A 16,864-nucleotide genomic window follows, 5' to 3' on the forward strand; every position below is an offset into this window, starting at 1 on the left:
TCGAATCAATGACAACGCTCTGAATCCTGCATCTTGAATTCACTTGGGTATAAGTCTATTGAGCTTGTTGAGTTTGCTCTAACAAGTGCGTTTTCAGGAATCGGTCCATCGCTTGGTAACCATCGAGACGATTCTCTAAAGAGCGGAAGCCGTGACCTTCGTTCTCTTTAACGATGTACTCGACTTCAACGCCACGGTCGCGCAGAGCATCGACGATCTGATCAGATTCACTCTTCACCACTCGTGGGTCTTTCGCGCCTTGTAGAACCAACAATGGTGCTTTGATTTGGTCCACGTGGAACACTGGTGAGTAAGCTTTCATCATCTTCGCGTCTTCTGGGTTATTCGGATCGCCCACTTGCTCATGCAGCATGGCGAGGAATGGTGCCCAGTAAGGTGGAATGGAATCCATGAAGGTAAATAGGTTAGACACACCAACGTAGTCGATACCACATTTGTAAAGGTCTGGAGTGAACGTTACACCGGCCAATGTCGCGTAACCACCGTAAGATGCGCCGTAGATACATACTTCGCCATCTTGAGCATAACCTTGGTCAATCGCCCACTTTACGCCATCGGTGATGTCGTCTTGCATTGACTGACCCCACTGCTTGAACGATTTTTCCCAAAACTCACGGCCATAACCCGTTGAACCACGGAAGTTCATTTGCAGCACTGCAATGCCACGGTTAGCAAACAGCTGAACTTCAGGTTGGAAGCCCCAGTAATCACGCGCCCAAGGACCACCGTGTGGCAGCACTAATAGCGGTAAATCTTTGGCTTCACGACCTTTTGGTAGCGTCAAGTAACCATGAATGGTCTCACCATCACGAGCGGTATAGGTGATTGGCTTCATTTTCGCCATGTCTTCAGGTTTATGCCACGGTGCATTCGCCGCTAACTTCTCTAACTGGTCGGTATCACGATCGTAATAGTAGTAATTTGGGCGGTCAGTATCGCTGTAGGTGACGACAATCATTTTTCGTTCGTCGCGCGTGGCGTTATTGACAGAAATTTCAACGCCCGGAAGCTTCTCTTGCAGCCTATCAAAAGTCTCTTCATAACCTTTATCAAGGAAATGATACTGACGTTTATCGGTGACATAAGAGATGGCCGTTAGCTTATTGAGCGCATTCGAGTAACTGGCGCTGGTCACGTCAACTTCCGGGTGAGAGAAGATTTCGCGTACTTCTTTATTCGCTTTCACATCGTATTCGATGATCGCCGATTTATCACGTGTGATACGAGAAGCAACGTATAAGTTCTTGTTATCTGGCGTAAACGAAATCGGTGAGAAGCTTTCTTTAAAAGTCAGATTCTTCAATGGGCGGAATTCTTCATCCACCGTATCACGATAAAGTACGGCGGTGTTTACGCCATCAGAGGTTGAAATGTATCGAATGTTGCCATCGTGGTCGGTACCCCAATCGCGAACATTACCTGGGTTTTGTGCCACCAGTGTGTTTTCGCCAGTTTTCAAGTTATGGCGATAAACATCAAATACTTGTGGGTTGCGTTCATTGGTCGTGATAAGAATGTCGTCAGGCTGGCTCTCTAACGTGTCAATTACATAAGCCACAACACCAGACGTTGGCGTAATGGTTTTTTCTTCACCGGTTTTAACGTTCACCGTGACGAGGTAAAAGTTCTCATCACCACCTGTATCGCGAGAGTAAATGATGGTGTCATCGCCTACCCAGTAGTAGTACGCAATGTCTCGTCCGGTGATCGACGTAATGCGTTTCACATCCTCTGGCTTGCCAACAGGATGTACAAAGACGTTTTTACGGTCTTGCCATGGTTTCATCATTGAAATGTAATCACCAGCGGGAGAAATTTGGTAGCTAGAGACTTCAGCATTTCGGAAGAAGTAATCCACCGGATACTCTGGCGGAATGACTTCTGCCGTATTGGTGGTAGAGGTTTGGCTGCAACCCGAGATGAGTAGGCCAAAAGCGGTAGCAAGAATGAGCTTGCGAGTACGCATTGTATAACGCTCCTTGTGTGACAGACCGGTCAGCATCGTGCTTGTCGGTCAGAGTGAGTCGATTGTCGTGGCCAAATACAGGACAGCGGCAAAGCAGTGAAAGGGCAACCGATATTGGTTTAACTTATCATTTAAGCTTTTAATATTCTTATCACTGCTGTTGCTACTATGAACCAATCCATCCTTGGAAGTGGCGATTATTTGTACTTACCGAACAAGGGATTAATCGAAATTTGCTTTAAGTCACACTTTAAGGTGATTATTTTGTTATTTATATCATTGGGATAGTCGATAAAAGCAGAAGCGCTGCCATGCCATAGTTGAAGCCTTTTACTCGTTTGGAGGTCGTCAGCCAACGTTGAAGCTGCATGCCTGCAGCCGTCCAAAAAGTCACGGACGGCAGGTTTGCCAAGCAGAAGATGCCAGCAATCAAAGCCAGTTCTAGCCAAGACCCACCGCTGCTATACACGGTGATGGCGGTGAGTGCCATTGACCAGCCTTTGGGGTTCACCCACTGGAAGGCCACTGCACCCAAAAAGCTCATTGGGCGGAAATCGTCTTTGACTTCCGTTTTGTTGCTCGTTGCAATTTTGTACGTTAGGTACAGCAAGTAAGTGAGACTCAAGCCCTTGAGAATGTCATGTGTTAGCGGGTATGCATGGAACAAACTCATTAAACCAATACCGACGAGGATCAGCATCGCACCAAAACCGAGCGTGATGCCAAGCATATGGGGGATGGTACGTTTAAAGCCGACGTTGGCGCCTGAAGTCATGAGCATGATGTTGTTTGGTCCTGGGGTGAAAGTCGAGACAAACGCAAACAGTGCCAGCGCACCAAGTTGATGGTATTCCATAGTGTTTTCCTGCATTTTTGTTTTGCCTGCGTGCACTCAAGCGAAAGAGAGTTGTCTTGACTAGTCGTGAACAATGATAGGTAGAAGTGACATCAATTTTGTGCTTTTATTTGATGAAAATACGCCAGATAAACAACAAAAGGTCACCATGGATAGATTTGACGAAAGAATATTGCAAGTGCTGAAATCAGACGGAAGAATCTCCAATGTGGAGTTGTCTGAACGTGTTGGATTGTCACCATCGGCGACCTTACGTCGTGTGCAAGATTTGGAGCGTAAAGGGATCATCAAAGGCTATCGAGCCGTGTTAGATAATCAGCAAATGGGTGTTGGTTTTGTTGCTTATGTCTCGATTGGTCTGGCTTCTCACTCCAAGCAGGCCCAGCTTGGTTTTGAAGATCACGTGCGCTTTGTTGACGAGGTAGTGGAATGCCACAATATCACTGGAGCGAACGAATATTTGTTACGAGTGGAAACCCAAGATCTTGCAGCATACAAAGCCTTCCATGCCGATGTATTGGGAGAGTGCGAGCACGTCAAGGCGATCACGACCATGGTGGTGATGGATACGCCCAAAGACGAGCGTTAATCCTTTTCCTTCGATTTTGTAGCACATCAATTTGAAGTGACTCGAAAGAGTCAGTCGAGTATGAGCAAAGTCCACACAAAATGCTGGAAAGCAGTCTGCAATCTGACAATTCCAGTATTTATTCTCACCTTCTAAATAATCGCATCCTGCTAGTTTTTCTACGTCGCTGCCCGGTTCGCGAGCAGCGGGGTAAAAAATTTAAGGATGAATGATGAAATCATACGTAACCCTTCCTCTAGTGAGCTTGGGCGCAATGGCTGCGTTAAGCTCGTTTAATGTCAGTGCCCATGGCTGGGTCGAGTTTCCAAGTGCGCGTCAAAACACCTGTTATTTAGATGGCGGCTTTTGGACTAATGAAATTCCAAACCAAGCGTGTCAGGCGGCTTATGATGAGTCTGGCGCTTACCCTTTCGTACAACGTAGTGAGATCGCTGCCAACGTACCAAACTACCGCGATATGGCGCATGTGAAAGCGATTGTTCGTAACGGTGAGCTTTGTTCAGCGGGCGATGCTGCAAAGAAAGGTTTGAATATCCCATCGCCAAATTGGCAGCGCACTAACGTGACGCCAGATGCGAACAACCAAATCGAATTGGTGTTCTTTGGTAAAGCGCCACACAACCCTTCTTACTGGGAGTTCTACCTTTCCAAGCCAACTTATGATGATACGCAGCCCCTTACTTGGGACGATTTAGAACTGATCGATACTGCCGGTGATGTGTATGTAGATGCAGAAAAACGCTATCGCATGCAGGTGACTTTCCCGGCAGACCGTTCGGGTGATGCGATTCTTTACACTCGTTGGCAACGTATCGATGTGGCTGGTGAAGGCTTCTACAACTGTAGTGACATCACGCTAAACGGCAATGGCACCACACCACCGACTGACCCAGTTGACCCTACCGATCCGGCAAATAACCTGACTTCTCTTGGCTACTTTGTGACACAAGGTTTTGGTCCGGTTGAATCGGGCGATACCGTGCGTTTCCGTACCTTTAGTGCAACAGGCAGCGAGATCGTGGATCTTTCACTACCAATCAGTGCTAACAACACCACGACGTGGGCAGCCGAGCTGGCCGATCAGTTTAACTCACAACAAACGGGTGATTGGTATGTGGGTATTTGGCACGAAGCGATGAAGCACTACATGTTCGATACCAATAATATCTACGCAAACCAAGTATTGGCGACGAATGCCAACTTTAGCTACGCGTTATCATTGATTAAAGGTGATACCCAGCCACCTGTTGATCCAACTAACCTGTGGAGCAAAGACGCGGTTTACAACCAAGGTGATGTTGTGACACACAATGGTCGTGAGTGGACAGCACAATGGTGGACTCGTGGTGAAGAGCCAGGGACCACAGGAGAATGGGGCGTTTGGCGTTAAGCTTGAACTGCTCTACATAGACAAAACCCTTCTCGCTTGAGAAGGGTTTCTTGTTTTCATCGATAGATCTTGAGCGTCTCAGCGCTGCCAAGGCTGCCAATTCATCGTGGCATGATCCGCCAATTTGAGCATTGGGATATCTTCGTGGGTATCGCCATAAGCATAAATAGTCTCATATTGGCTAACGTCATACGCCGCTTTAATTCGCTCTACTTTCCTTTCTAAACTGCAATCATAGCTCTGGTAGAAGCCACTGATGCGTTTACTTTCGCTGAGTAGCTCGCTACAGAGTAGGTGGCAATCTTGGTTGCGACACCAAGGGCTTAAATAAGCGTTAAGTGATGCAGAGACCACTACGATGGTGTCGCCTTGCGCTTGGTGCCAATCGAGTTTTGCTTGGGCTTCTGGGCGAATGTGTTTAACAATCACCTCTTGTGCAAATTGTGCTCCTAACGCTTCAACTTCTTGAGTCCTTCTCCCAGCAAAAGCAATAAAGCTGGCGATAGGACGCATCCTCTTTGCAGGAAGAGCACCAGTTTTGTACAGCGCGTAAAATGGCAGAATCACTACTTTCCCTAGCCATTTTCGTGGACCAGAAACAGCGTAGTGGAGGAAGGCACTGAACATGTCTTCATCCGTTATGGTGCCATCAAAATCAAACAGTGCAAGAGAGGGCTTTTGAGTATCTGACAAGTCGCGGCCTTATAGTTTAGTGTGCGTGTCCGTGAGAGAAGTTTATCACCATCACACCTGCTGCGATAAGCGCCATCCCAATCCAAAGGCTCGTATCCATGTGCTGACGGTAAACCAGTTGCGAGATTAAGGTCACTGACACAATTGCTAAACCCGCCCAAAGCGCGTGAACAATGCCCACTGGCATACCACCTTTCATCGCCTGCGCTAAACAGACAAATGCGGCCAAATGGCCAAGCAACACTAGGGTCGCCGGCAGCGGTTTGCTAAAGCCATCGGTTGCTTTAAGTGCAACGTGTGAAAGGGCTTCGGCGCCCACGCCTAAAAGTAAGAAAAACCAGCTCATTGTTATCATTCGTCTTCGGTTGTTTTGGAATGCCGTCAGTATATTGATATCGAATAAAATGATAATCCCATGAAAAATCAAATGACCTTTACGTAATTGTAATAATAAAAATTGCAGCACCTTACATACCCTTACATTAACTGTTTGTGACAACCGTTACACTGCCGCCGTCTTTGGAAAAGAGAGTGTCGGGATGCGTAAAACTTTGCTGGGTGGGGTTGTGTTGTTCACGCTAAATGGATGTGGCGGAGAAGGGATGACGACAGACTCCGTTTAGAATTGTTATTTTAAATACAACCATAAACAAAACACACTTTCTATCCAATAACACTTTAGCGAACATTTTTTCTTATCGAACATTGAAGTAATGGCTCACTTCATTTCTGAGTAACGGTTGGGAGACTGGCTCAGAGGTCATGACTTCAATTACTTTGCGCTTCACCTAGATCCTTTATTGCGCACATGGGGAAAGTTAGGGTTTCTTTCCCCCGTTTTTCTTTACCTGCTCGTCGGAATAACTCGAAAGTCGAAAATCTAACTGTAGAAAACCGCCAGCCAAATGGTTTCTTGCTCGGGATCAGTCCAGCTAACGCGATGCTTGGTATATGCAGGAATGTTGAGGTGATCGCCCGTCTCTAAACGTTTTACAGAACCATCTTCATAAGTCAGTTCGCCTGTGCCTTGTAGAACCAATACCCATTCATGTTCTTCTTGATCGTACCATTCACCCTCTGACGTGGTTTGCCCCTTCGAGACGATGCGCTCGATACGCAGCTGTTTATGCGTGAGTAAATCTTCGAACACTTCTTCACTCAGATCACTGGGTAGGTCTTTAAACAGATTCATAATGCTTCCTAAATAACGATCAATCCAAATGGTGCGAGCAGTTGTTCTTGCTGCCAGTCGCAGATCTTAACACCGTATAAAGAGACGCGGCGAATGTCCAAGCCTTCTAAGTCTACGTGGGTAAGATCGCTCTCTTCTATATTAAAGCTGCCCCATTGTTCTTTGCTGAATTCACCTCTGGATAAGTCTGAGCCTTTAAAGCTTGCGCCCATCAGATTGGCACCGCTCCATCGGTTCTCAAACAGGTCGCATTTCTCGATTAATGCACGCTCAAAGTTGGTGTAAGCCAAGTTGCAGCCAGTGATGTAGGCGATACAAAAGAAAACCGTATTGCTGACGCGATTAGCAAAGTTGGCACTTTGAAAGTTTGCGCCTTTCAAATCACACTTGCGCAGTTCGATGCCGACGCAGTCTGCACCATTGAACTGAGACATGGCCAACATGCAGTTATTAAAGCTGGCGTCTTTGAGTTTTGCATAACGGAAACTGCAGCCTTCTATGTCGCTCGATTGGATAAAGCGGCAATCAATAAACTTTGCATCACTCAGATCGGCATGGTCGAAGTTGCACTGATAAAAGCGGCAGTTTTCAAAGGTGGCGTTTTGCAAATCTTGGTGAGAAAAGTTTTCCTGTTCGAAAGTGAGATCGGTCTTAATCATGGCTTTTTATCTTTTCTTTGTTCGGTTGGAAGCAGACTAACACCCTAAGTGACTGATTTTCCAGAAATATAACTTGTTGTATTTCAGTGGCTTACAAAGGCCGAAAATCGCCAATTTAAGCGGTCAAATTGGCGATTTAAAGTGGGTATTTTTTGAAAATAATCCGAGCATATCGAGAAAAAAGTTTTGTTGAATGCAGAGGCCTACAGAGGAAGCGGAATGAGAACTGCGACGCATGCTTCTTACACGCACAGGTTGCATTACAGGATTGTGTCCTATTTGCATGATTTGTTGATCAAAATGGTGTTTTTATATACGAAAAAGCTATATTTTTCACAAATTGATTTCCATCAAAATAGTAGGGTTTCTATGTGCTAGATTGCGCGCAGCTCAAGAATAGAAGAACTATTAAGCCCTACAAAGGAAATAACAATGAAAAAAACAATCAGCAGTTTAGCAGTGGTTGCCGCGTTAGTGTCTCCAAGTGTTTTCGCTCACAGTGAAGGTGACTTTATTCTACGTGTTGGTGCGGCATCGGTTGTACCAAACGACAGCAGTGACAAGATCTTGGGTTCTCAATATGAGTTAGAAGTTAATTCAGACACCCAGCTGGGTTTGACGTTTGGTTACATGTTTACCGACAACATCAGCTTAGAGGTTCTAGCTGCGACACCATTTAGCCACGATATCTCTACTGATTTGGTTGGCAAGGATATCGGTAGCACCAAACACTTGCCACCTACAGTAATGGTTCAATACTATTTTGGTGACTCACAAAGCAAATTCCGCCCGTACGTGGGTGCGGGTCTGAACTACACCATCTTCTTCGATGAAGGCTTTAACAGTACAGGTAAAGGTGCGGGACTTTCTGATCTGAAATTGGATGATTCATTCGGTCTAGCTGCCAACGTTGGTTTGGACTACATGATCAACGATAAATGGTTCCTAAACGCATCGGCGTGGTATGCAAACATTGAAACAGAAGCGACCTACAAAGCGGGTGGCGCGAAACAAAAAACTGACGTTGAAATCAACCCTTGGGTATTCATGATCAGCGGCGGTTACAAGTTCTAAGTAAAAGCAGTAGTAAAAGAACAATAAGATTATTGGCATGACTTTTAGGGGCAGTTGCGGGGATTGCCCCTCTTTTTTTGTCTGTTATTACTGAACCATTTCTACTCTGTCTATCACACCCATTGGGTTTCTCTCTTCTATACTTTATGCACGATTGGAGAGTGAATATCTTTGCGCATCATTTGAGCAAATGATCAACGCTTAAAATCGAAACTTAACCTTTCAGATCGTCTTGTTGTTCGGAAGCTGAAAAATCCTACACTAATCACATAATTGAACACTTGGACAATATAAATGAGCGACGATATCGCGAAGAAATCCACTTCGAAATCCAAACTGACCAAAATCCTTTTCCTTCTCGTTTGTGTTATCGCCTTCGGTGCGATGTACTGGTCTTGGCAATACTCTGACAGTCACCCAAGTACGGAAGACGCCTACGTAAGAGCTAAAATCCTGTCTGTCGCTCCTCAGGTTCAAGGCCAAGTGATCTCGGTAGAAGCCAAAGATTTTCAAGTGGTGAACAAAGGCGACCTGCTATTAAAGATTGATTCTCGCCCTTACCTGCTCGCAGTTAAACAAGCGAAAGCGGCTTATCAATTGGCGGTGCAACAGCACGACGTAGCCGACAAGCAAGTGACCGAAGCGGTGGCGGGATTGGATGCTGCACGCTCGAACCTGACCGAAGCGCAGTTGGAGTACAAACGTACTAACTCGCTAGTGAAACGCAAATTAGCGTCTGACCAAGATTTGGATACCGCGAAGAACAAACTCGCGAACGCTCAAGCGAGTTTAGAACAAGCACGTGCAACGGTTGAAAAAGCGATCGCGAACCGCGGTGAAGAAGGTGCAGAAGCAGCGGTTGTTCAGCAAGCAGCGGCGCAACTTGCACAAGCTGAATTGAACCTGAGCTACACCGACATCACTTCTCCTGTCGATGGTATCGCGGGTGAAATCAACACACATACTGGTTCTGTTGTCGGCATTGGCCAAACACTGTTCCCTGTGATTGTAAAAGACAGTTACTGGGTACGCGCAAACTTTAAAGAAACTGACCTAACACACATCAAAGCAGGCATGCATGCTGAAGTCGTGATCGACATGTACCCAGACGTAGTTTGGGATGCGAAAGTGGAAGAACTGTCGCCAGCAAGTGGTACCTCTTTCTCTTTGATGCCACCAGAAAATGCAACTGGTAACTGGGTGAAAATCAAACAACGTTTCCCTGTGCGTTTGACGCTTGAAGTACCTGAAGGTGCGCCACAATTACGTGTGGGTGCAAGCTCCGAAGTGACTGTTGATCTGAAAAGTAACGCACAATGAGTAACGAGATTACGGCCGACAAACGGGGAATAGCCACCGTCGCCGTGATGCTTTCGGCCATCATGGTGCTGATAGACATGACCGTTGCTAACGTGTCGCTTTCACACATGATGGGCGCATTGGGTGCAACGGCAGACCAAATCACTTGGGTGCTAACTGGCTACAGCATGGCTGAGGCGATCTTCATTCCGATGACCAGTTTCTGGGTATCGAGATTTGGTGAGCGTAAAGTCATGCTGGTGGCGGTCATCGGCTTTGTGATTGCCAGTGCTTTCTGTGGACAAGCGGGTTCACTCGAAGAGATGGTAGTGTTCCGTATTATCCAAGGTGCGTTTGGTGCTTCGGTTATTCCACTAGCGCAATCGACACTGGTTCAGATTTACCCTTCCGAACAAAAAGGCAAGGCGATGGCGATCTTCTCCATCGGTATCTTGCTTGGTCCGATTTTAGGCCCGGTAGTGGGCGGTGTGATTACTGATAACATCAACTGGCGTTGGATCTTCTACGTCAACTTGCCATTTGGCTTGGTGTGTACTGCGCTGATTTATCGCTACATCCACATTAGCAACAAATCCAAACCAAACTTCGACTGGTGGATCATTGGCTATATGGCCCTCGGGGTCGGTGCGTTGCAGTTCGTACTCGACAAGGGTAACGACGAAGACTGGTTTAACTCCCGCATTATTCAAACCGCAGTGCTGCTGGCGATCATGGGCTTAATCATGTGGATCTACCGCAGTTGGAAGACCAAGAGCCCCATTGCGCCTCTGTGGCTCCTTAAGGACAAAAACCTTATGGTCTCGTCCTTAATGATGGCGGTGGTGTCGATGGCCATGTTCGGCTTGACCACTCAACAACCAATGTTGCTCGAAAGCTTATTGAACTACCCGGTATCCACTACGGGTATGTTAATGGCACCACGGGGGCTGGCGTCTGCCTGTATGCTGATATTGGTGATTGTGATTAACCCACAATTCGATCCAAGGTTAAAGATTGTCTTTGGCCTAACCTGTATCGGTATTGGTAGTTACCTCATGACCTTGTACTCCATGGAGATCGATACCTTCTGGATCGTGATGCCAAGTATGATTCAAGGTATGGGCTTAGGTTTGACCTTCTCGACCCTATCGACACTGGCGTACATGACATTGCCAAAAGAGCAGTCGGTGGCAGGGGCGAGTATTTTTAACCTGTTCCGCACCATTGGTAGTTCGTTTGGTATATCGATTGCGACTACATACCAATACCGTGACAGCCAACAGCAATGGCATGCTTTGGGAGAAGGCTTCAACCCTTATAACCCAGTGCTGCATGACTGGGCTGCGAAACAGGGGTTATCGATTACCGATCCTGCGGCATTGGAGCAATACCAGAACATGCTCCATCAGCAATCGCAAATGGTGGCCTTTGTGCACACCTTCCAGTTGGTCGGGGTGATGTTCGTTATCATGATGCCGATGCTGATATTTATCCGCTCAAGGTAAACCTTTAAAGCCAAACAAAAGCGTCTTAACTCAGCCAGTTAAGGGCGCTTTTTTATGTCTGACTTTTCTATCGGTTTTCGAGCAGTTAACTGAAGGTCACTTCACTGAAATGCGGATTGTCTTTGAGTGCTCTCATTGCAATTAATTGCTCGGTTGGGAACGAAATGTGCTCGCCATCGATGTCCAAAAACAAGCACTCTTGTCGTTCAATATCGTAGCCTGTATCAAATGCGTTGCCTTGATGTTTCTCACCGTTTTTGAGGGTGATCTCCACGGGCAGATTAAACATACAGGCGATTTCAATAAAATCGTATTGGCTGCAGGTCACCATAACTTTTCTCCTTCTCTCTTCCTTCTCAAGATCGCTAAAGGACAGAAATACTTCTCTGAAACTTAATCTTCATCTTACGCCCTATTTTGGTCATGAAAAAGACATACAAGCAGGCTTAACTAAAACCATAGTTTATTGAACAAGACGTAGATAGGACATGTCTGAAACGACACTTAAAAACACGTACTTGGCTCGTGAGCGCGCAACGCAATCACTGATTACTCCTCACACTTACTACGCGCAGTTGGCGCATCGCATTCACCACTCAGCTCAATTTGAACATGGACGCGTCAAAGACAAGATGCCAAATGTGCCAAGCCCTCAGTCTTTTTGGCAAGTGTGTTGGGCCTACATGGGAGGACGTTCGCCGCTCAGTCCCGATAACCAGTTGCCCTATTCATCGATAGAGCCGACGCGGTTTGAGCAGCGACAGCAAGCGATGCGAGTCACTTGGCTCGGGCATTCCACTTTGATGATTGAGACCGATGGCGTGCGCATTCTGACTGACCCTGTATTCGACTATGCGTCGCCGTTGATTGCTAAGGCATGGTTTGAGCGCAATATCCCCAATACAGCCGTACGCGATAGCTTGCCGATTCCGGATGTCATCGTGATCTCTCATGATCATTACGATCACCTCGAAGCTTCGACCATACGTTACTATTCTGATAAATCCGTAACATTTTACGTGCCACTCGGTGTCGGTAAGCATCTGATTCGTTGGGGTGTTAGACCTGATAACGTGGTGGAATTTGATTGGTGGGAGAACGTTCATTACGCCAACGTCGAGCTGATTTGCACGCCAGCCAATCACAACTCAGGGCGTACTTATCTGGATAAGAATTCGACCTTATGGGCATCTTGGGTGGTAAAAGGGCAGCAAGATACCCTCTATTTCAGCGGCGACAGTGCGTACGATAGCCACTTTACGCAAATCGCTGAGCGTTGCGGCCCGATTGATATTGCCTGTTTGGAAGTCGCGGCAGATGTGAAAGGCAACCAAGGTTATCCGGTTGAGAACTGGGGACACATGCAAGCGCATCACACGGTACGAGCATTCAAAGATCTGCAAGCGAAGAAGTTGCTACCTGTGCACTGGGCAACGTATGAGTTGTTTACGCACAAATGGGGTGAGCCCATTGAGGACTTGATTGAACATTGCCAAGCTGATCACATTGAGCTGATAACCCCGATGGCAGGAGAGAGTTTTTACGTGGCAAAAGAATATAAAAATAAGCCTTGGTGGCAAGCCCATAAATTATGTGAGCAAGCTAGAAAAATACGGGTATAATATGACGGCGCTTCAATAATACCTCGGTTAATTTAACTAACTTTCTCGCTCTTTATATCAAGATCTACTGGTTTTACTATCCCTAACATAATACTCTTTATTAGGAGTGAAGGTATGAGATAAGTACGATTATTAAATTGGCTCAAAGAATGAAGAAAATAAAGGGATGAGTTCTATAAATCATTAATAGAGAAAGCCTGGGATGGATAAATTATTCCCAGGCTTAGCTTTCATGTTTATACTATTTACTTTATCTTAGATATAGGGAAGCTATTCGGTAGATTTTGAGCTATATCTTGCTCACCATTCCCACAATTGACATGAGAGAACCCATTATTATTATCATAGATAATGTTATCATCACCGGTTTCAGAAATACCCTTTGGAACAAAGTCTAATTTAAGAGCGTTACGAGTTTTCCAAGCGATATTATGATCGGCACATGATGTGTCACCGCTCACACCTAAACCACCGACAATTTCACCTTGTTCATTATAAAGAGCTAACCCTCCGCCGAATACATTTATGCCCCCAATCCTATGGTTTATCATTGGGTCATTATGTTGGCCAAAGTTTTTAGAGTGTCCTTTGAATGCTAACTCAGAATTAACAGGATTACTGAATTGTAACCCAAATAAACTACCTCCCGGTTGCGTTGCTTTCCATAAGTTAGCGGTGGAGAGTGATAGTTCTGGTAAGCTAAACGCATTCGCTGTATTTGCTTTTTGCGCCGATATTACGCGACTACCTGGCCACTGTTCACCAAAGCTCCCGCCAGTTTTAGCCACGACACATACGGTGCCGTCCCTTGCCACAATGGTGCCCCACATATTTAACTCTAAGCCTCCATTTTCCTCATTGCTCGTAGTAGCGACCACACTTTTTAGGGCTTTAGTTAGATCATGGTGGGTTGGTAAGTGATCACATGTACTAGCTTGCGCATGCAGTGCTGAGCTAGATAATAAAAATGTAAATAAAAGCTTGTTCATTATCATCCTTTGATTTATTTCTGAAAATACTTTAGGTGAGAATATTTAATTTTAAATTAATTTGAGGTTGTTTTTTTTGGTAAAAAGTTTTCATCGGCCTTGCGGTTTGCAGTGTAGATGGCTTCGCCATTGCTTTCCCCATCAAATATTACTTTTACTTGCGCCGAGAATAGAATAACGTCACCAACTTCTGCAACATACTTATTGCCTTCAACATCGCGTACTATTATTCTTCCTTTTGTTACGACTTTATATTCTACAGAATCATAAAAGTACTCAAATTCTTCCCCTGGAGACATGGTGAAGTGTCCAATTGTTAAAGGTGCATTGTTATTTGTAACAGAAACTTCGGCCATGTCACTTTTTAATCCTTTCACTTCAAGTAATTTACTTAGGTCATTAAGATCAAGAGTTCCTGATTTAATTAGATAAATACCAGGTTTTTTTGTTAATGTTGTCATCTTTTTTCCTTTTATAATTAGACTGGTTTTCGGCTAGAAAATATAAATAATATTTCTATTTGATTTGCCCTCATATATTGTCATTTGTTCGGATATAAACAATAGGGCGACAAGTAAATGACTATTACAGTTAGGTAAAAATATAGACAGAATCAATAAATGTAAGAGCTGGACGTGTATACATACGGTGCAACATATCAGCTGTGGCTGGAAGAAACCCCTTCAACAAGCCTACACCCTTCACGCTATACATGAAGAAGGTTCAGCAAGCAGTGAAGGATTATATGGTGAGCATTTAATAGCTAACGCTCGACAGTACTTTATACGGATGGTGTGGGCAGAGGAGTATTGGGTTTAATTACTTTGTCGAGAGGCTCAACGTTGTTTGTACTGCGTTGGACAATAGCCTCTGTTCACGTCTGGTGAGCGCAGTTTTAAGTGTTTGGTGTTACGCCCAGATACACGTTGTCGCCAAAGTTTGAAACTGCGGGGTTTGAGGTGGCGACGCATCAAGCTGATAACGCCATTTTCGTTCAGGCCGAATTGATGCTCAATGGCTTCAAACGGGGTTCTGTCCTCCCATGCCATTTCTATGATTCGGGATAGCGCGTCGTCGCTGAGTGTCATGGTGTGTTCCTAATCAAGGTTGCCTATTTAAACTTAGGAACACATATACGTAATGTACGGCGAAACAGTTTAATTGGAAGCCGTTTCTAGTCGATAAAATGAGGACATAAAGTTAGGAATAGCAACGAGTTATTTCTGTGGTTTAAGCTCGACCACATTGCCTTCTGGGTCTTCTAAATACACAGAGCGACCAAAGCCCTGTGCACCATATCGTTCAGCAAATTCTTCTACATGGACATTATGTTGATGAAGATATTCAAGTAACTCAGACTCTTCAAAAGGCGCAATTTGCAGGCAGAAATGGTCGAGGTTGCGGCCATCTTGGCTTGGCGATTTACCGCCTAACTTTCCAAGTTCACTCTCAACTGTCACCAAATCAATGATGGCTGTGCCAGCACGTAACTGCGTCAGCCCTAAGTCCGGCAATTCCCGCTCGATAGGACACCCCAATAGGTCTCGATAAAAACGGAGCATCGCATCGAGATTATCCGTTCTCAATACCACGTGGTCGAGGGCTTTGATTTCAATGGGTTTTCGCTGGTTTGCCATGACGTGTTCCTTTTTCGAGTATTGAGAAAAGTATACGCACTAAACCAGCAAGCTGATCGCCAGAGCCAGCATAACTACGCACGTTTATTTTGCTAAGAGCGTCGTAATTGTGAGAGCCAGCCTCAAATCCTACCGTGCTCTCACATTAAATCAGAATTCCCCATTACAATATGCCCATCCATATGAAAAAGGAAAAAACGATGAAAGCAGTTTGGTTAGCCGCAGGTGCATTGGCACTGAGCGGATGTTCGACAATGAACTCAGCAAATGATTTATCTCGCCCATCAGCAGAGATGTTCCCAGAGATGGAGAACATGACGAAGCACGTTTTCTATGTAGACCCAGCAAGCAACGAAGCAGATAAGCGCGTTGAGCTTGTGGTAGGCAAAATGATGGAAACAGACTGTAACCGCGTTTCTCTGGGCGGCAGTGTGAGCGAGCATTCGCTAGAAGGCTGGGGCTACACTTACTACCAAGTAGACGCATCTCCAGCGGGTGGTATTTCTACGCTTATGGCTTGTCCTGAAGACATGGAAAAGGTAGAGACTTTCGTTCAAATGCCAACACGCGACCTTTACCGTTATAACAGCAAGCTGCCTGTTGTGGTTTACGCACCGGCTGATTTGGACGTGAACATTCGCGTTTGGGCGCCTGAAGAATGATTTCTCTTCCGGCTAAAATCACTTTGACACTAGGTAGTTTGCTTGTACTTGGAGGCTGTACTTCCAATGTGCCGGAGTACCAATATCAGTGTGATAACGGCCATCAGTTTGCTGCCCGTTTTGAGCAGGAAAAAGCGCGGATTACCGTTGATGGCGCAAGAGAGCTTGAGCTCAAACAAGTCCGCTCGGCTTCTGGTGTAAGGTATCTATCTGATGACCAAATGTTAGTGCTCCACACCAAAGGTGACGAAGCGATTTTGATCGTCAACGAAATATCGCAGAGTACATGTCGCATTACGAAGTAATCTAATCGCTCAAAGGCTTGGTTGATACCGAGCCTCTTTTATACTCAAAAGCTAAACGGATTGTATTCGGTGAGTGATTCCAGTGAATAGTGAGGACTTGCGTCTCTACACAGAGCTTCACCAGTTCTATTTTGTACCTGTTTTCCGCTCTATGTTTAAAGGCAGTCAAGCAGACTTATCGTAAGCTGAGGTGAGATATCTACCTATTTTATAAAATCTTAATGTTCAATGTGTTACTAGTAACAAAGTAGTAATACCTATTTAGGTCTTCTATCACTTAAAGTTGATGTAATTGGCTGCGTTTATCACTTTTTTCTCTCTTTTTTGAAAAATCTCTTATTCCCGTAAATGTTTACTCCTTCACTTTTCCCATAACTCCTTTACTTATTGTTTGATACTCATTGA

The 16,864-nt window shown here is 45.3% G+C and carries 19 protein-coding genes; 8 read left to right on the forward strand and 11 right to left on the reverse strand.

Annotated elements, in window-relative coordinates; genetic code table 11:
- Window positions 1-55: 55 nt before the first annotated feature.
- Both KIV40_RS13850 and KIV40_RS13855 read right to left on the reverse strand, forming a co-directional pair.
- Complete coding sequence (locus KIV40_RS13850; RefSeq protein ID WP_041853501.1) at window positions 56-1,987, reverse strand: S9 family peptidase; 1,932 nt, start codon at window positions 1,985-1,987, stop codon at window positions 56-58.
- 271 nt (window positions 1,988-2,258) lie between these two features.
- Window positions 2,259-2,843, reverse strand: a complete 585-nt coding sequence (locus KIV40_RS13855; RefSeq protein WP_021018071.1) for a LysE family translocator — start codon at window positions 2,841-2,843, stop codon at window positions 2,259-2,261.
- A 148-nt stretch (window positions 2,844-2,991) separates the two neighbouring features.
- Between KIV40_RS13855 and KIV40_RS13860 the strand changes: the two genes are divergently transcribed.
- Entirely contained in the window at window positions 2,992-3,432 is a 441-nt protein-coding gene (locus KIV40_RS13860) for an Lrp/AsnC family transcriptional regulator (RefSeq protein ID WP_010645422.1), read from the forward strand.
- 211 nt (window positions 3,433-3,643) lie between these two features.
- Window positions 3,644-4,822 (forward strand): lytic polysaccharide monooxygenase, encoded by a 1,179-nt coding sequence (locus tag KIV40_RS13865; RefSeq protein WP_285349741.1) that lies wholly within the window; start codon window positions 3,644-3,646, stop codon window positions 4,820-4,822.
- A 78-nt stretch (window positions 4,823-4,900) separates the two neighbouring features.
- On the opposite strand, the gene KIV40_RS13870 is transcribed toward KIV40_RS13865, so the two are convergent.
- The 4 genes from KIV40_RS13870 to KIV40_RS13885 all read right to left on the reverse strand — a co-directional run bounded on the left by KIV40_RS13870 (window position 4,901) and on the right by KIV40_RS13885 (window position 7,366).
- Window positions 4,901-5,515 carry an HAD family hydrolase gene (locus KIV40_RS13870; RefSeq protein WP_012130253.1) on the reverse strand — a complete coding sequence of 205 codons (615 nt, stop codon included), beginning with the start codon at window positions 5,513-5,515 and terminating at the stop codon, window positions 4,901-4,903.
- Window positions 5,516-5,531: 16 nt separating this feature from the next.
- Complete coding sequence (locus tag KIV40_RS13875; protein ID WP_005428450.1) at window positions 5,532-5,861, reverse strand: multidrug efflux SMR transporter; 330 nt, start codon at window positions 5,859-5,861, stop codon at window positions 5,532-5,534.
- Between the two features lie 534 nt (window positions 5,862-6,395).
- Window positions 6,396-6,707, reverse strand: coding sequence for a cupin domain-containing protein (locus tag KIV40_RS13880; RefSeq protein WP_012130251.1), 312 nt, complete (start codon window positions 6,705-6,707; stop codon window positions 6,396-6,398).
- 8 nt (window positions 6,708-6,715) lie between these two features.
- On the reverse strand, window positions 6,716-7,366 hold the full coding sequence (locus KIV40_RS13885) for a Qnr family pentapeptide repeat protein (RefSeq protein ID WP_012130250.1): 651 nt from the start codon (window positions 7,364-7,366) through the stop codon (window positions 6,716-6,718).
- A 432-nt stretch (window positions 7,367-7,798) separates the two neighbouring features.
- Here KIV40_RS13885 and ompW point away from each other — a divergent pair, with 432 nt between their 5' ends.
- The 3 genes from ompW (at window position 7,799) to KIV40_RS13900 (ending at window position 11,244) form a co-directional block, all read left to right on the forward strand.
- Window positions 7,799-8,440, forward strand: a complete 642-nt coding sequence (ompW, locus tag KIV40_RS13890; RefSeq protein ID WP_012130248.1) for an outer membrane protein OmpW — start codon at window positions 7,799-7,801, stop codon at window positions 8,438-8,440.
- 294 nt (window positions 8,441-8,734) lie between these two features.
- Entirely contained in the window at window positions 8,735-9,760 is a 1,026-nt protein-coding gene (locus KIV40_RS13895) for an HlyD family secretion protein (RefSeq protein ID WP_005533107.1), read from the forward strand.
- A complete protein-coding gene (locus tag KIV40_RS13900) occupies window positions 9,757-11,244 on the forward strand; it encodes an MDR family MFS transporter (protein WP_005434843.1) in 1,488 nt (495 codons plus the stop codon). The genes KIV40_RS13895 and KIV40_RS13900 overlap by 4 nt, the downstream gene beginning before the upstream one ends.
- An 85-nt stretch (window positions 11,245-11,329) precedes the next feature.
- Here the strand turns inward: KIV40_RS13900 and KIV40_RS13905 are convergent, their stop codons facing one another.
- Window positions 11,330-11,575, reverse strand: a complete 246-nt coding sequence (locus tag KIV40_RS13905; protein WP_134977243.1) for a Rho-binding antiterminator — start codon at window positions 11,573-11,575, stop codon at window positions 11,330-11,332.
- Window positions 11,576-11,732: 157 nt separating this feature from the next.
- On the opposite strand from KIV40_RS13905, the gene KIV40_RS13910 reads away from it, so the two are divergent.
- On the forward strand, window positions 11,733-12,866 hold the full coding sequence (locus KIV40_RS13910; protein WP_285349750.1) for an MBL fold metallo-hydrolase: 1,134 nt from the start codon (window positions 11,733-11,735) through the stop codon (window positions 12,864-12,866).
- Window positions 12,867-13,111: 245 nt separating this feature from the next.
- Here the strand turns inward: KIV40_RS13910 and KIV40_RS13915 are convergent, their stop codons facing one another.
- The 4 genes from KIV40_RS13915 to KIV40_RS13930 form a co-directional block, all read right to left on the reverse strand.
- Window positions 13,112-13,855: a heme-binding protein gene (locus tag KIV40_RS13915; protein ID WP_103414730.1), complete on the reverse strand. Its 744-nt coding sequence runs from the start codon at window positions 13,853-13,855 to the stop codon at window positions 13,112-13,114.
- A 56-nt stretch (window positions 13,856-13,911) separates the two neighbouring features.
- Complete coding sequence (locus KIV40_RS13920; protein WP_285349753.1) at window positions 13,912-14,316, reverse strand: hypothetical protein; 405 nt, start codon at window positions 14,314-14,316, stop codon at window positions 13,912-13,914.
- Window positions 14,317-14,691: 375 nt separating this feature from the next.
- Window positions 14,692-14,943, reverse strand: coding sequence for a TIGR03643 family protein (locus KIV40_RS13925; RefSeq protein WP_005428362.1), 252 nt, complete (start codon window positions 14,941-14,943; stop codon window positions 14,692-14,694).
- Between the two features lie 129 nt (window positions 14,944-15,072).
- Entirely contained in the window at window positions 15,073-15,492 is a 420-nt protein-coding gene (locus KIV40_RS13930) for a VOC family protein (protein WP_285349754.1), read from the reverse strand.
- Window positions 15,493-15,692: 200 nt separating this feature from the next.
- Between KIV40_RS13930 and KIV40_RS13935 the strand changes: the two genes are divergently transcribed.
- Complete coding sequence (locus KIV40_RS13935; RefSeq protein ID WP_285349756.1) at window positions 15,693-16,154, forward strand: ecotin family protein; 462 nt, start codon at window positions 15,693-15,695, stop codon at window positions 16,152-16,154.
- Entirely contained in the window at window positions 16,151-16,459 is a 309-nt protein-coding gene (locus tag KIV40_RS13940; RefSeq protein WP_285349758.1) for an MliC family protein, read from the forward strand. Before KIV40_RS13935 ends, KIV40_RS13940 begins: the two co-directional genes overlap by 4 nt.
- Window positions 16,460-16,864 lie beyond the last annotated feature (405 nt).

The organism is Vibrio sp. D173a (genome assembly GCF_030248475.1).

Bases quoted from the DNA above. Each gene is read 5' to 3' on its own strand.
- KIV40_RS13860 (WP_010645422.1), top strand. From the start codon at position 2,992: ATGGATAGATTTGACGAAAGAATATTGCAAGTGCTGAAATCAGACGGA.
- KIV40_RS13905 (WP_134977243.1), bottom strand. From the start codon at position 11,575: ATGGTGACCTGCAGCCAATACGATTTTATTGAAATCGCCTGTATGTTT.
- ompW (WP_012130248.1), top strand. From the start codon at position 7,799: ATGAAAAAAACAATCAGCAGTTTAGCAGTGGTTGCCGCGTTAGTGTCT.
- KIV40_RS13865 (WP_285349741.1), top strand. From the start codon at position 3,644: ATGAAATCATACGTAACCCTTCCTCTAGTGAGCTTGGGCGCAATGGCT.
- KIV40_RS13910 (WP_285349750.1), top strand. From the start codon at position 11,733: ATGTCTGAAACGACACTTAAAAACACGTACTTGGCTCGTGAGCGCGCA.
- KIV40_RS13875 (WP_005428450.1), bottom strand. From the start codon at position 5,861: ATGAGCTGGTTTTTCTTACTTTTAGGCGTGGGCGCCGAAGCCCTTTCA.
- KIV40_RS13880 (WP_012130251.1), bottom strand. From the start codon at position 6,707: ATGAATCTGTTTAAAGACCTACCCAGTGATCTGAGTGAAGAAGTGTTC.
- KIV40_RS13925 (WP_005428362.1), bottom strand. From the start codon at position 14,943: ATGACACTCAGCGACGACGCGCTATCCCGAATCATAGAAATGGCATGG.
- KIV40_RS13940 (WP_285349758.1), top strand. From the start codon at position 16,151: ATGATTTCTCTTCCGGCTAAAATCACTTTGACACTAGGTAGTTTGCTT.
- KIV40_RS13895 (WP_005533107.1), top strand. From the start codon at position 8,735: ATGAGCGACGATATCGCGAAGAAATCCACTTCGAAATCCAAACTGACC.
- KIV40_RS13885 (WP_012130250.1), bottom strand. From the start codon at position 7,366: ATGATTAAGACCGATCTCACTTTCGAACAGGAAAACTTTTCTCACCAA.
- KIV40_RS13935 (WP_285349756.1), top strand. From the start codon at position 15,693: ATGAAAGCAGTTTGGTTAGCCGCAGGTGCATTGGCACTGAGCGGATGT.
- KIV40_RS13915 (WP_103414730.1), bottom strand. From the start codon at position 13,855: ATGAACAAGCTTTTATTTACATTTTTATTATCTAGCTCAGCACTGCAT.
- KIV40_RS13855 (WP_021018071.1), bottom strand. From the start codon at position 2,843: ATGGAATACCATCAACTTGGTGCGCTGGCACTGTTTGCGTTTGTCTCG.
- KIV40_RS13850 (WP_041853501.1), bottom strand. From the start codon at position 1,987: ATGCGTACTCGCAAGCTCATTCTTGCTACCGCTTTTGGCCTACTCATC.
- KIV40_RS13930 (WP_285349754.1), bottom strand. From the start codon at position 15,492: ATGGCAAACCAGCGAAAACCCATTGAAATCAAAGCCCTCGACCACGTG.
- KIV40_RS13920 (WP_285349753.1), bottom strand. From the start codon at position 14,316: ATGACAACATTAACAAAAAAACCTGGTATTTATCTAATTAAATCAGGA.
- KIV40_RS13900 (WP_005434843.1), top strand. From the start codon at position 9,757: ATGAGTAACGAGATTACGGCCGACAAACGGGGAATAGCCACCGTCGCC.